Here is a 12,053-nt window from a genome sequence, read left to right on the forward strand (position 1 = left end):
GATTTTTGGATTGAAGCTGAGCGGCAGCCTAGGACGATATTACCACGTCATACTGCCGCTGTTTTCTGTTATCAATACCAATGATTAGCCCAAAAAAGCAATAGAACGCTTCACTTTCCTGGCGAATGCAATGGGATTATCAATCGACTCCCAATGAATATACATAAGACGCGGGTTGTCAAAGAGCCAGTGATTATGGACTGCTGTTACCTTTATCCCGTTTTTGCGAAGGTTTGACAGCAAACGGTTTACTTGGTTTTGAAAGAGAGCCGTTTCCCCTAAACATAGTGCACGTCCCGAACTGTTCAAGGATTCGAATGAGAACAATTGATAGCGGACTAATGGGGATGTCGTTTTTCTGCCTAATATGGACGCATTGAATACTCTATTTCTGGAGACGAAACAAACGGGACCTCTTGTAATTTCATGCTCTGTTCCACCTAAAATGGCTGAAAATCGGTTACACAGTCTTCTAAATTGGGGACTTGCCTTTGCTTTTGCCTTTACATTGCCCATATCCGTCATCCTTTCGATTATGATGAAATGTAAACTTCATGGCTCCACCATGTTAACCCAGGAATGCGATGGACTCTTTGGTTTTCCTGGCGAATACGATAGGATTCTCTATCGCTTCCCAATGCATATACATTAAGCGCGGGTTTTCTTTTAGCCAGTGGTTGTGAAGGGCCGTCACTTTAATCCCACGTTTGCGGAGATTCGACATCAAACGGTTCACCTGATTTTGGTGAACGGCAGTCTCGCCCAAACAAAGGGCACGACCCGACTTATCAAGGGATTCAAATGAAAACATTTGAGCGCGAACTAAAGGGGAGAGCGTTCGTCTGCCCAAGATGGTTTCTCGAAGATTTGTAAGCCGCATGACAAAACAAACCGGCCCACTGTCAATTTCAGACTCGCCCCCTAATATTTTTCCAAATCGGGCACAGAGCCTTTTGAATTGTGGGCTAACCTTCGTTTTCGCTTTATGCGCCATAGTAATCCTCCTTTTGTCAATCTAGAAATATCTTATGAATGACAGTAAAAAGGGAAATGAGTAAATGGTGGTTTTTTCACATGAAAAAGACACAGATTTCATTCTAGTTTAGTAGCGTTAGATGCGCTCTGTTTCGTCCGGCCTGTAGAAAAGATGGACTGACGTGAAAAGAATAGGAACGCCCGATTCACCACATACTACAAACGCTATATCTATACCATGAGAGGTGGAGCGTCCGGATGAGTATGACAATGAGTCGGCCCGTGACCGACGTACTTAATAAACAGGTTGCCAACTGGTCTGTGCTGTATATGAAGCTGCATCATTATCACTGGTTTGTCAAAGGCCCGAATTTTTTTACCCTGCATGAAAAATTTGAGGAGCTATACAACGAGGCAGCCAAAAATGTAGATGAGCTGGCAGAGCGGCTGTTAACGGTTGGAGGCAAGCCTGTTTCGACGTTGAAGGCCTGTATGGAGCAGGCTTCTATTAAGGAAGCGACAGGTGGAGAGTCTGCGGATCAGATGGTAGAGGCAGTCGTGAGCGATTTTACACTCCTGATCAAAGAGCTCAAAGAAGGGATTACAGCCGCGGAAGCAGGGGACGATGAAGCGACTGGCGATATGTTCTTGGGGATCATGGACAGCTTGCAAAAGCATGTGTGGATGCTGCAAGCTCACTTGGGAAAATAACGAGAAATTCTTTTGCAAGCAAAGCTGATGCCATGGGGTATCGGCTTTTTTTCTATGTCCTCATGAAGGCAAAGTGCAGAGCTGGTCTGATTTGGGGCAACGCCCTTGTTCCCAAGAAAGACATGCTGGTGTAAACTAACCTTGTGTGAAATAAAGAAAGCACTTTCATGATGGAAAGGATGTACATTCCCATGGCATCACCCTATGCTACATTTAATCGCGAGCAGTGGAGTGCTCTGCGGGCTTCCACGCCGTTGACCATATCTGATAACGAGCTTTCCCTTTTGCAGGGCTTGAACGAGAAAATGTCCATGACCGAAGTCTCTGACATTTACCTACCGTTGTCCCGTCTGCTGAATTTGTATGTCGGAGGCACGCAGGAGCTGTACCAGGCAACTCACACTTTTTTAGGGAACCAGGATGGCAAGGTTCCATTCATTATCGGAATCGCAGGCAGTGTGGCTGTAGGCAAAAGCACAACGGCTCGTATTTTGCAGACGTTGTTGTCCCGCTGGCCGAATCATCCGAAGGTCGATTTGGTAACGACAGATGGATTCCTGTATCCGAACAAGGTTCTAGAAGACAGAGGGATCATGAAGCGCAAGGGATTCCCTGAGAGCTATGACTTGCGCCGTTTTATCAATTTTTTATCCGATGTAAAATCGGGCTTGCCCGAAGTGAAAGCGCCAGTTTATTCTCACCTTGTGTATGACATCGTGCCAGATGAATGGCAGACCGTCAGACAGCCTGACATTTTGATTGTTGAAGGCTTAAATGTGCTGCAACCACCTAGAGGTGACGACAATGATGCTCGTATTTCCGAGGTGATTGTTTCCGATTTCTTTGACTTCACGATCTACGTGCACGCGGAAGAGAAGCACATCCTGCAATGGTATGTAGAGCGGTTCAAGCTGCTGCGCCAGACCGCGTTCTCCGATCCATCCTCGTATTTCAAGCGATATGCGAGTCTGTCTGACGAGGAGGCGACTGAGGTAGCCACCGGTATCTGGACGGAGATCAACGGAGCTAACCTGCGCCAAAACATATTGCCGACGCGTGTTCGCGCGCAATTGATTTTGGACAAAGGGCAGGATCATATGATACAAAGTGTGAAGCTGCGCAAGCTGTAGATAAAAAGGTGGGGGATGGTTGTCATGAAAGTGATTAGTGCCTGTTTGATCGGCTGTGAATGCCGTTACGATCAGAAGTCATGCTTGGACCAAGAGCTGGAGCAATTGCTCCGGGAAGGGAAGGCTATCCCCGTCTGTCCTGAACAACTGGGAGGTTTGCCAACACCACGACCGCCAGCAGAAATCATCGGGGGGACGGGAGAAGATGTTTTGGATGGCAAAGCACGCATCATAGACAATACAGGCCAAGACGTCACCGAAGAATTTTTGATGGGGGCGAACCAAGCGCTGAAGCTGGCGAAAACGGTTGGAGCCACATCTGCCATTTTAAAAGAAAACAGCCCGTCCTGTGGAAGCTCCTTTGTTTACGATGGCAGCTTTTCCGGGAAAAAAGTTCCGGGTGTCGGGCTGACGGCGGCGCTGTTTCGCAGAAACGGGATTGAGGTAACATCTGAGTCTATAGTATCCAATGAATAACAAGGGGGGACGCGATGGATAGCGTCCCCCTTTTTACAACTCCTTCAACAACCTCTCCAGCTTCTTCTGTTGATCCTTCCGTTTCTTTTTCGCGATCCGGTCTTCTTCTTGCAGGGCCTTGACAAGAGAGAAGCACATCAGGACCATGATGACGGTAAAAGGCAGCGCTGCCACAATGGAGGCTGTCTGTAGGCCTTCTAAGCCGCCGCTTAACAATAGAACGATTGCGATTGCGGATTGGAGGATGCCCCAGGTGATTTTTACCCGATTTGACGGGTCCAGGTTGCCATCAGAGGACAGCATGCCGAGCACGAAAATAGCTGAATCAGCCGATGTGATAAAAAACGTGATGATCAACAGAATCGCAACGACAGCGAGAATGTACCCCATGGGCAACTGCTCCAGTGCGAGGAACAACGCAGTCGAGATGTCACGTTGCACCGCTGCCCCTATAGCCGCTTGATCAAAAATCTCGAGGTGAAGCGCTGTCCCGCCAAACACCGAAAACCAAATAAAGCTCAACAAACTCGGTACGAGCATCACGCAAATGACGAATTCCTTGATCGTGCGACCTTTGGAGACGCGTGCGATAAACATGCCGACGAACGGCGCCCAGGCAATCCACCACGACCAGTAAAACAGCGTCCAGTTGGCTACCCATGTCCCTTGTGTAAACGGGGTCAGCCGCAAGCTCATCGAGATGAGATTGTTCAAATAACTGCCCAGTGTGCTGGTGAAGGCGTCAAATATAAACGAGGTTGGTCCCAATGTGAGCGTCAGCAGGAGGAGCAACAAGGCCAAAACCAGATTCGTATTGCTCAAATACTTGATTCCCCGATCCAGTCCTGTCGTAGCCGAGAGCAAAAATAGGACCGTAATAATGGAAATGATCACGATTTGCACGGTGGTGTTGGACGGCAATCCAAAGAGGTGAGACAAGCCTCCGTTTATTTGCAGAGTTCCAAGACCAAGTGAAGTTGCGACACCGAATGCTGTGGCGATGACAGCTAGAATATCAATCCCTTTTCCAAGCGGTCCGTGTATGCGTTCACCGAGCAGTGGGCCAAAGGTGGAGGAGATCAAGCCCTTTGTTCCTTTGCGAAATTGAAAATACGCGAGAGCGAGAGCGATGAGAGCGTAGATCCCCCAAGGATGCAGACCCCAGTGAAAAAATGCATACCGCAGAGCAGTTTGTGCGGCTTCGGTCGTTTGTCCAGTCACGCCTGCTGGCGGAGAAAAGTAATGAGAGACGGGCTCCGCCACTCCCCAAAAGACAAGACCAATCCCCATCCCGGCAGAAAACAACATAGCAAACCAGGTAGGCAGTGAATACTCCGGCTCATCATCGTCGCTCCCCAAGGGGATTTGTCCGTATCTGCTAAAGGCAAGGAAGATGCAGAAGATCAGAAAACCGAAAGTCACGATTAAATAAAACCAGCCAAAATTCGTCGTGGTCACTTTTAGTACTTGGGAAGCCGCTGAGGCGAAAAGCTCAGGAGAAATCGCGCCGAACAGCACAATGACAAATACAATGACCAAGGATATCAGGAAAGTCATCTCTATCCTCCCGGGAATCTACAAGAAATGGTAATAGTTTATCATCCCGCGGGATTTCCAAGATTATTCCGGATGTGACCGCCCCTGAATGGAGTTACGATGAAAACGTCTCGATAAACCGATTCGCTGCTTTGGACAGATGACGTCCAGACTGCCAAACGACAGCAGCGGAAGAATAAATGGAAGTTCCGGAGAGTCGAATCCCGCGAATTTGTTCGCTCTGATGAGTCTCCCATGCCGAGATGGGGACGATAGAAGAACCGACCGAGGAGGCGACCATGCTGACAATGAGAGAGATGTCCGGGCACTCGCAGATGACGTGCGGTTCCACACCTAGACGGGAGAATTCCTTGATAATCAAGTCGTAGATGCCCAATCCTGGCGTGCTCGGCATGATGAGCGGAAGCTCCGCGATCTCGCGCATTTCGATTTCCTTGCGATCGGCATAGGGGGAGGTGGCAGGAACGATGAGCACAAAATCCTCTTCCTCCAACGGAATCATGGTGCAGTTGTTCAACGAGTGGGGAAGGCGTACGATAGCGACTTCTATGGTTCTGCGCTCCAGCCACTGATTGAGGAGCTGCGTATCGCCTTTCCAGATTTTATACGTAATGAGCGGATACTTTTGCTGAAACACACGAATTTGTTCTGGCAGGCGATAGGCCGACAGTGCACTGACACCGATGGACAGCGTCCCACGAATGCCTTCGCCTGTTTCTTTGACCTCGGAGAGAGCTTCCTCCATTTGATGAACGATATTGAGTGCCTGTTTATAGAGAGTGACTCCTGCTTCCGTCAGGACCATTTGTTTTCCAGAGCGCTCAATGAGCATGATCCCGAGCTCCTCCTCCATTTGCTTCAATTGCTGACTCAACGGCGGCTGAGCCATGTTCAGCCTTTTAGCCGCCCCCGTTATTTGACCTTCCTCTGCTATGGCGATAAAGTAACGCAGTTGCCGAATATCCACACGCAATGCCTTCTTTCCTTACGAGAATAGATCCATATGAAAACGATATGAAAATTAGATTATATGGATATTTTTCATATTGATGAAGCTATGATAGCATGTTTCCTGTGAATCTTCACTTCAAGGAAAAGACATAAAAGAAAGAAGGGAAATCCGTGCGTACGTGGATGGAAAAGCTATTTCACTTGCGCGCTTACGACACGACGTTTCAAAGGGAACTCATCGCCGGATTTATTGGCTTTGTCACCATTGTCTACATTGTTGCCGTAAACGCTTCGATTTTAAATGATGCTGGAATACCGATGGAAGCAGGCATTCTGGCGACTGTATTGACGGCATTTATCGGGTCACTTCTTATGGCCTTTTGGGCAAATGCTCCAATTATTCTGGTTCCCGGAATGGGGATCAACGCTCTGTTTACGTTCACGTTATGCCAATCGATGGGCCTTACTTGGCAGGAAGCGTTGGCTGCTGTTTTTGTTTCGGGTCTGATCTTTACTGTGATTGCCTTTACCAAGGCCGCGACGATATTGTCCAATGCGATTCCCGCTTCGCTAAAAGAAGCGATTACCGTAGGGATTGGGTTGTTCTTGACCTTCATCGGTCTGCAAAAGGGCGGGTTGATCGTCATGAATCCGTCTACATTTGTCGCGCTGGGTGACTTGTCCAGCCCGCATGTGATCGTCACGCTGATTACTTTGATTGTTACGTTGATTTTGTTTGTTCGCAATGTGCCGGGCAACTTCTTGATCGGAATTGCGGTTGGTACAGGACTTGGCTTTTTGTTCGGGATTGTCGAGCCAGGAGGGGGAGGAACGTTTTCGTTCGCGGATTACGGAAGCGTTTTTGCGGGTCTTTCCTTTTCTGCCATTTGGGCGTTGCCATTTTGGGTCGCGACCTTCTCATTGGCGATGGTGATCGTCTTTGAAAATATTGGCTTGATTCATGGACATACCTCGATGCTTGGACAGCCGCAGAAGTTCGGCCGCTCGTTGCAAGCGAACGCGTTGTCGGCTGCCATCTCTGGCATTTTGGGAACCAGTCCGACAGTTTCGACGGTGGAGACCGCGGCAGGAATCGCAGCAGGAGGACGGACGGGACTGACCGCACTTGTAACAGGCACCTTGTTCCTGCTCTCGCTCGGTTTGCTTCCTGTCATCAAAATGATTCCGGATGGAGCCATTGCTCCGGTGCTCATCATCATTGGCGCACTGATGCTGCAAAACGTACAGAATATCAATCTGAAGGACTTCTCTGAAGGCTTCCCTGCCTTTTTGATCATCGCGATTATCCCGCTGTCCTACAGCATTGTAGATGGAATTGCGTTTGGATTCGTGGCGTATCCGCTCATGAAGCTGGCATTGGGCAAACGTCGCGAAGTGCCTGCGCTGATGTACGTCATCGCGGGATTGTTCTTGCTGAATCTGATGCTGCCGATTTTCGCATAACGAGTAGTCTTCCCTCGACTTGGGTCGGGGGTTTTTTGTTCTGTTCTCTAGAAAGTGGCGCAAGGATTGTGAAATAATGGATGGAAAGTTTGAGATTTTCCAACGAGAAGAGATCCCGGTCAAGTGGGGGACGTTTGCCTGTGCATGCGGGAATCGTCTTGGGTTGTTCGAGTACCTGGATGCGGTTGAAAAAGAGGAGAAGCAAAAAAGACTTGCAAAAAAGTCCCTTTGCCAATGAGAGTGGCAAAGGGATTATTCGTGGAGAGATGCGTAAGAATTATCGTTTTACCAGCGTAAACGCTTGTTTTACTTGGTCAAGAGACATCATCAGAGGGATGAATTTCTTCCCTTCTTTGCTTGCTGGATCAAATACCGAGTCTTGAGGCAAGCTTGCTACATATACCGTGTTGGTTGCTTGGTTACGTGCAATTTCAGTACCGACTGGTGGCTCGTCCGGGTTGTTCAGTTTTTTCCAGTCATTCAGGTCAAACGCAGTAATAACCACAACAGGTGTACGATCCTCCGCTTTGTCAGCATTGAAGATGAAGCGGGTTACACTCTTTGCTTCTGGCAAGTATTCGTCTGCATTTGGTCCAGTTTTTTCCTCAACAAGGATGTTGCCGTTCCAAGATTTTGGTCCTTTAAAAGCAAAGGCAGAGTCTTGGCTTTTGAACGTATCATGATAGACTTCGAGTGGTTTTACGGCTGGTTCGAAGTTGGCACTCATCAATTCCCATTTGGTTTGGTTCCACTTCCATTTGGATTTGAGGTAGCCGCGAACATCTGCATTGTAATCGCCAGTCAGACGCTCTGTGCCTTCCAGTACGTAGAGACCATTTTTGTTTAGATCGATTGGCTTCAGTTCCACGAAGTCCGCCCCGACTACACCTGCTTTGTTGTTATCCAGACCTGGCAGGCTGAGCTCTTTCGCTTTTCCATCCTTGATGGTGTAGATGTGATTGGTTGTGTAGCCGCCGCTTCCGCCAGTGCTTGCAGTAACCATGATCTCGCCTTTTTTATCGTAAGTGAAATCTTGAACGGAGAGCTTCGGCTCGTAGCCGTCGTCCTTCACGTCGATGTTAAAAGATTTCTTCGTTTTGCCATCTGTTACTTTGATAGTGAGGTCCTTAACATATGGGCTGTTTTTCTCTTTTTTCCCGTACAGAACGACTGTGTCTGCGGCCTTGTCACCCGTTACGTCTGCTGTTTTTTTCGTAATCTCTTGCAAGCCTTTTGTTGTAGCAGTTGTGTTGCTTGCATCTGCTGTAATGGCATACCCACCAGTGAAAAGTACGGAAGTAAGTACTGTTCCTGTTACGAGTTTGTTCAAGTGTTTCATGTGTTTCATGTGATGAATCTCCTCCCCAGTCTTGTTGACTGTTCATGATGAAATGTGTAGTGTGCTGTATTTTGTGCTTGTCCTTGCTACACGTTCATTATGTACGATAGCGTGGATGCATTGGTTACAGACTATCGACATAAATCCTACAAATCGGTAACAGGTAAATATTAGTGTGCGAGGAGGTGGCTCGCTTCTTTTAGTAGTGCCTCGCTGCTTTGCTCCAACAGCATGGGGTAGAGACGAGTTTTGTCTGGAGCTAACGCGAGGAGCTGATCATATACCGCAGCGGAGGCATAGAGCAGGTCAGAATCGTGAATAATCTGCTGCAAGGAGCGTTCATCAGCGAATCCCGCGGTCATATGTTGAATCTGTTCGATACCTGCCTCTTGTACACGTCCCGCCATCCATTCCCCGCCCTTTTTTCCGAGACAAACAAACCCAACTGCACGGCCTGCCTCCAAGCGAGCGATCTCCAGAAGCGTGCTCGTCTGGGCGTTTGCTCCAATGATGAGGACCGATTTATGATAACGAGAAGCTAATTCTTTTACTTCCACTGCATGGTTGACGGTGGTGACAATTTGGTCGGCATCTTGTAAGGCAGAGAGGACATCTGAATGGTTTTCAAGATAGGCAACCTGAATGGGCTGACCGATGATCTCTTCTATTTTTCTACGATAAAAAGGATGATCATGCTCGTGACATTCCACCAAGAGCCATCGAGCTTCTTTTTTGGAGCGGGAAAGAAATAAATGTCCGTAAGCAATGGAAGCAAGCATAAGCTCATCCAGCGAAAACGGAAGCTGCTGCTGTGCCGCGGTCATGATTGTTTTGGCGTGATCATAAAGCGATTGCTGACGCATGCGAAAGGCAGTAATTGCAGGTTGGTCAGCGATAGAAGTACCGCGCCCCTTTTGCATATGGACGAGCCCTTCATCCCGTAGCTGTGTGTATACAGCATTAATGGTGTTGCGGTTGACTTGTAACTGATCGGCTAATTGGGCAGCAGGTGGAAGCATTTCCCCCGGTTGAAGGTGGCCTAGGCCAATGAGAAGCTTCAATTGTTCTTTGATTTGCACATGGATCGGGATTGGAAATTCCGCATTTAGCCGCACAAGTGATTGAGTCATGGATATTCGCCTCACAGTTTGGTGTTTGTATTCATTTTACTAAATATCTAGGTAACTAGCTATTATTTATGTTTTTGTAAGATACCTTACAGAACAAGAAAGGGTCACTTGCTACGATGTGAATAGGGGGTGGCTGTGATGAATAGTGGATGGAGCATAAAAGAATTTGTAGCCAAAATGAAAGGGAGAAGCAGAACGCCCTTGAAAATATCTGGCTCGGTGGCTTTGATTGGGGGCCTTGGCGGGTTAGTGACGATAGGGGTACTGGGCATGCTGACGGAATTAACTACCGCTGTCTGGTTGATGGCTTCCTTTGGGGCGAGTTGTGTGCTTGCTTTTGTGGCCTGGGATTCGCCGTTATCTCAGCCGCGCAATATTATCGGGGGGCATTTTTTCACCAGCTTGGTTGGCGTGCTGCTCTATCAAATAGGCGGTTCGCAGTTGTGGGTCGTAGCAGTTAGTGTCGGTCTTGCGATTGTCGCCATGCATGTTACGAAAACGACGCATCCTCCTGCTGGTGCCAATCCGATTGTCATTGTCATGGATGGCAAGGGGTGGGAGTTTTTATTGTCTCCGGTACTCATAGGTGCAGTAGTGGTGGTGCTGATTGCTCTGTTCGTCAATAACATGCATAAGAAACGTGCGTATCCTGTGTTTTGGGTATAGCAGTATCACGGTAAAAAATGGCCGCCTTTTAGTAGGTGGTCATTTTTTCATGTGGAAGGAAGAGGGGAGGGTAATTGACAAATGAATTTAAATACATAAAAGTATAGGTAACTAGGTATTTGGAGTGGCGAGGGATGTATCATGAATGAGCCGATCAAGCATGAGGGAATGGGGGAGCAAATCGTTCTTGCCAAGAAAACGGTGTTTCAGACACCGGCTGACACGCGAATGGGCATTTTCTTCATTCAAAAGGGACTCCTGCGTTTCTCTCGGCTGAACGAGGATGGAAAATCCTTTACCGTGGGATTGCTGGGACCTGGAGCTGTATTTGGCGAGATTGAGGAAATGGTGCTAGGGTCACGCGCTGTCTACATTGAAGCGATGCAAAAAACGACCCTTACTCATTGGAGTGCGACTCGGATGGTAGAAATGCTGCAAGCATGTCCACCAGACTTGAAAGAAATGATGTTCCAGTTGTCCAAACGATTGGCCGAACAAGAGGAGCGGATGGAAAAGCTCGCTTTGGAATCGGTTAGGGATCGCGTACTCCATCTGTTGGTTCAGTTGTGTCAGCGATTTGGAAAAGTAGAAGAGCCATTTTGGAAATTGACCGTATCTCTCTCCCATCAGGAAATTGCCAATATGGTGGGGGCGACCAGAGAAACCGTTTCATTAGCTTTAGCCAGTTTGGTCGATGAGGGAATGGTGTTGGTGTCCCGCATGTCGATTGCTGTGCATGCATCGAGAATGGTTGATAAAAAAAGAGAATGCAAGTAAAATGATTGAATGCTCAAAACGGGCCGCGGTTCGTAAACTCCCGCGTTATCAAAACTAGGAGGAAATCATATGTTTAATTTTTGGATCGGAGTTCTTTTTGCTCTGGTGAACTTCGGGCTGTTCCTGCTCTGCTACCGATTATTCGGCAGAATGGGACTGTACGCGTGGATTGGGATGGCTACTGTGCTGGCCAACATTCAGGTGGTCAAAACAATCGAGATGTTCGGATTGGTCATGACACTCGGCAATACGATCTATGCTTCTATTTATTTGGTAAGCGATCTATTGAACGAGAAGTATGGGGAAAGAGAAGCGAAAAAAGCCGTGTGGTTCGGCTTCTTTACCTTAATTGCGGCAACGATCATCATGCAGCTCGTATTGGTGTTTGAACCACAGGAAACAGATATCGCCCAAGGTTCCTTAGAGACGATTTTTGGCTTGATGCCAAGAGTGGCATTGGGTAGCTTGTGTGCGTATTTTGTCAGCCAATTTGTCGACGTGAAAATCTATTCGTGGTTGAAGAAAAAATGCCCAGGCCCAAATCAGCTCTGGATTCGCAATAATGGAAGCACGCTCTTCAGTCAATTGCTCGACTCCGTTACCTTTTGTACGATTGCCTTTTTGGGCGAATTCCCGATGGACGTATGGTGGCAAATCCTGTTGACTACCTACCTGATCAAGTTTATCGTATCGGCAGCTTCGACGCCGGTTCTTTATATCGCACGCAGTATGAAAGTAGACGAAAGCTAATTGACAAAAACAGAGAAAAACCGCCAAGGACGATGGAGCTTGGCGGTTTTTGTTTTTACAAGTTTAGAAGGATTATACAAACTTTACATCAAATTTACATAAGGTTCAGGTTATACGTTTACCATC

Annotated in this window: 14 protein-coding genes; 8 read left to right on the top strand and 6 right to left on the bottom strand. The window is 47.8% G+C overall.

Translation table 11 applies throughout. The annotated features are described in order from the left end of the window. Positions 1–84 precede the first annotated feature (84 nt). Both ASG16_RS14365 and ASG16_RS14370 read right to left on the bottom strand, forming a co-directional pair. Complete coding sequence (locus tag ASG16_RS14365) at positions 85–516, bottom strand: DUF1259 domain-containing protein (RefSeq protein ID WP_056496914.1); 432 nt, start codon at positions 514–516, stop codon at positions 85–87. 52 nt (positions 517–568) lie between these two features. Further along, on the bottom strand, positions 569–994 hold the full coding sequence (locus tag ASG16_RS14370; protein WP_056496910.1) for a DUF1259 domain-containing protein: 426 nt from the start codon (positions 992–994) through the stop codon (positions 569–571). Between the two features lie 239 nt (positions 995–1,233). On the opposite strand from ASG16_RS14370, the gene ASG16_RS14375 reads away from it, so the two are divergent. The 3 genes from ASG16_RS14375 to ASG16_RS14385 all read left to right on the top strand — a co-directional run bounded on the left by ASG16_RS14375 (position 1,234) and on the right by ASG16_RS14385 (position 3,293). After that, positions 1,234–1,686 carry a Dps family protein gene (locus ASG16_RS14375; RefSeq protein WP_007726053.1) on the top strand — a complete coding sequence of 151 codons (453 nt, stop codon included), beginning with the start codon at positions 1,234–1,236 and terminating at the stop codon, positions 1,684–1,686. 191 nt (positions 1,687–1,877) lie between these two features. Next, on the top strand, positions 1,878–2,816 hold the full coding sequence (coaA, locus tag ASG16_RS14380) for a type I pantothenate kinase (RefSeq protein WP_235617632.1): 939 nt from the start codon (positions 1,878–1,880) through the stop codon (positions 2,814–2,816). Between the two features lie 24 nt (positions 2,817–2,840). Continuing rightward, entirely contained in the window at positions 2,841–3,293 is a 453-nt protein-coding gene (locus tag ASG16_RS14385; RefSeq protein WP_048031635.1) for a 2-thiouracil desulfurase family protein, read from the top strand. A 33-nt stretch (positions 3,294–3,326) separates the two neighbouring features. Here ASG16_RS14385 and ASG16_RS14390 read toward each other — a convergent pair whose 3' ends face one another. Together ASG16_RS14390 and ASG16_RS14395 are read right to left on the bottom strand one after the other, a co-directional pair. After that, on the bottom strand, positions 3,327–4,850 hold the full coding sequence (locus ASG16_RS14390; RefSeq protein WP_056496907.1) for a glycine betaine uptake BCCT transporter: 1,524 nt from the start codon (positions 4,848–4,850) through the stop codon (positions 3,327–3,329). A gap of 94 nt (positions 4,851–4,944) precedes the next feature. Further along, a complete protein-coding gene (locus ASG16_RS14395) occupies positions 4,945–5,817 on the bottom strand; it encodes a LysR family transcriptional regulator (RefSeq protein ID WP_048031637.1) in 873 nt (290 codons plus the stop codon). Positions 5,818–5,984: 167 nt separating this feature from the next. Here ASG16_RS14395 and ASG16_RS14400 point away from each other — a divergent pair, with 167 nt between their 5' ends. Together ASG16_RS14400 and ASG16_RS30910 are read left to right on the top strand one after the other, a co-directional pair. After that, positions 5,985–7,265: an NCS2 family permease gene (locus ASG16_RS14400; RefSeq protein WP_370444399.1), complete on the top strand. Its 1,281-nt coding sequence runs from the start codon at positions 5,985–5,987 to the stop codon at positions 7,263–7,265. A gap of 76 nt (positions 7,266–7,341) precedes the next feature. After that, positions 7,342–7,503 carry a hypothetical protein gene (locus tag ASG16_RS30910; protein ID WP_198674225.1) on the top strand — a complete coding sequence of 54 codons (162 nt, stop codon included), beginning with the start codon at positions 7,342–7,344 and terminating at the stop codon, positions 7,501–7,503. A 39-nt stretch (positions 7,504–7,542) separates the two neighbouring features. Here ASG16_RS30910 and ASG16_RS14405 read toward each other — a convergent pair whose 3' ends face one another. Then, on the bottom strand, positions 7,543–8,613 hold the full coding sequence (locus ASG16_RS14405; RefSeq protein ID WP_056496901.1) for a YybI family spore inner coat protein: 1,071 nt from the start codon (positions 8,611–8,613) through the stop codon (positions 7,543–7,545). A gap of 161 nt (positions 8,614–8,774) precedes the next feature. Then, positions 8,775–9,734 carry a GntR family transcriptional regulator gene (locus tag ASG16_RS14410; protein ID WP_056496898.1) on the bottom strand — a complete coding sequence of 320 codons (960 nt, stop codon included), beginning with the start codon at positions 9,732–9,734 and terminating at the stop codon, positions 8,775–8,777. A 138-nt stretch (positions 9,735–9,872) separates the two neighbouring features. Here ASG16_RS14410 and ASG16_RS14415 point away from each other — a divergent pair, with 138 nt between their 5' ends. The 3 genes from ASG16_RS14415 to ASG16_RS14425 all read left to right on the top strand — a co-directional run bounded on the left by ASG16_RS14415 (position 9,873) and on the right by ASG16_RS14425 (position 11,927). Beyond that, positions 9,873–10,400, top strand: a complete 528-nt coding sequence (locus ASG16_RS14415; protein WP_056496895.1) for an HPP family protein — start codon at positions 9,873–9,875, stop codon at positions 10,398–10,400. A gap of 141 nt (positions 10,401–10,541) precedes the next feature. After that, positions 10,542–11,177: a Crp/Fnr family transcriptional regulator gene (locus ASG16_RS14420; RefSeq protein WP_241970760.1), complete on the top strand. Its 636-nt coding sequence runs from the start codon at positions 10,542–10,544 to the stop codon at positions 11,175–11,177. Positions 11,178–11,246: 69 nt separating this feature from the next. Beyond that, positions 11,247–11,927: a queuosine precursor transporter gene (locus tag ASG16_RS14425; protein ID WP_048031643.1), complete on the top strand. Its 681-nt coding sequence runs from the start codon at positions 11,247–11,249 to the stop codon at positions 11,925–11,927. The last annotated feature ends 126 nt before the right edge of the window (positions 11,928–12,053 follow it).

This window comes from Brevibacillus sp. Leaf182 (genome assembly GCF_001423865.2).
Lineage (GTDB): Bacteria > Bacillota > Bacilli > Brevibacillales > Brevibacillaceae > Brevibacillus > Brevibacillus brevis_C.

Bases quoted from the DNA above. Each gene is read 5' to 3' on its own strand.
- ASG16_RS14365 (WP_056496914.1), bottom strand. From the start codon at position 516: ATGGGCAATGTAAAGGCAAAAGCAAAGGCAAGTCCCCAATTTAGAAGA.
- ASG16_RS14370 (WP_056496910.1), bottom strand. From the start codon at position 994: ATGGCGCATAAAGCGAAAACGAAGGTTAGCCCACAATTCAAAAGGCTC.
- ASG16_RS14375 (WP_007726053.1), top strand. From the start codon at position 1,234: ATGAGTATGACAATGAGTCGGCCCGTGACCGACGTACTTAATAAACAG.
- coaA (WP_235617632.1), top strand. From the start codon at position 1,878: ATGGCATCACCCTATGCTACATTTAATCGCGAGCAGTGGAGTGCTCTG.
- ASG16_RS14385 (WP_048031635.1), top strand. From the start codon at position 2,841: ATGAAAGTGATTAGTGCCTGTTTGATCGGCTGTGAATGCCGTTACGAT.
- ASG16_RS14390 (WP_056496907.1), bottom strand. From the start codon at position 4,850: ATGACTTTCCTGATATCCTTGGTCATTGTATTTGTCATTGTGCTGTTC.
- ASG16_RS14400 (WP_370444399.1), top strand. From the start codon at position 5,985: ATGGAAAAGCTATTTCACTTGCGCGCTTACGACACGACGTTTCAAAGG.
- ASG16_RS30910 (WP_198674225.1), top strand. From the start codon at position 7,342: ATGGATGGAAAGTTTGAGATTTTCCAACGAGAAGAGATCCCGGTCAAG.
- ASG16_RS14405 (WP_056496901.1), bottom strand. From the start codon at position 8,613: ATGAAACACATGAAACACTTGAACAAACTCGTAACAGGAACAGTACTT.
- ASG16_RS14410 (WP_056496898.1), bottom strand. From the start codon at position 9,734: ATGACTCAATCACTTGTGCGGCTAAATGCGGAATTTCCAATCCCGATC.
- ASG16_RS14415 (WP_056496895.1), top strand. From the start codon at position 9,873: ATGAATAGTGGATGGAGCATAAAAGAATTTGTAGCCAAAATGAAAGGG.
- ASG16_RS14420 (WP_241970760.1), top strand. From the start codon at position 10,542: ATGAATGAGCCGATCAAGCATGAGGGAATGGGGGAGCAAATCGTTCTT.
- ASG16_RS14425 (WP_048031643.1), top strand. From the start codon at position 11,247: ATGTTTAATTTTTGGATCGGAGTTCTTTTTGCTCTGGTGAACTTCGGG.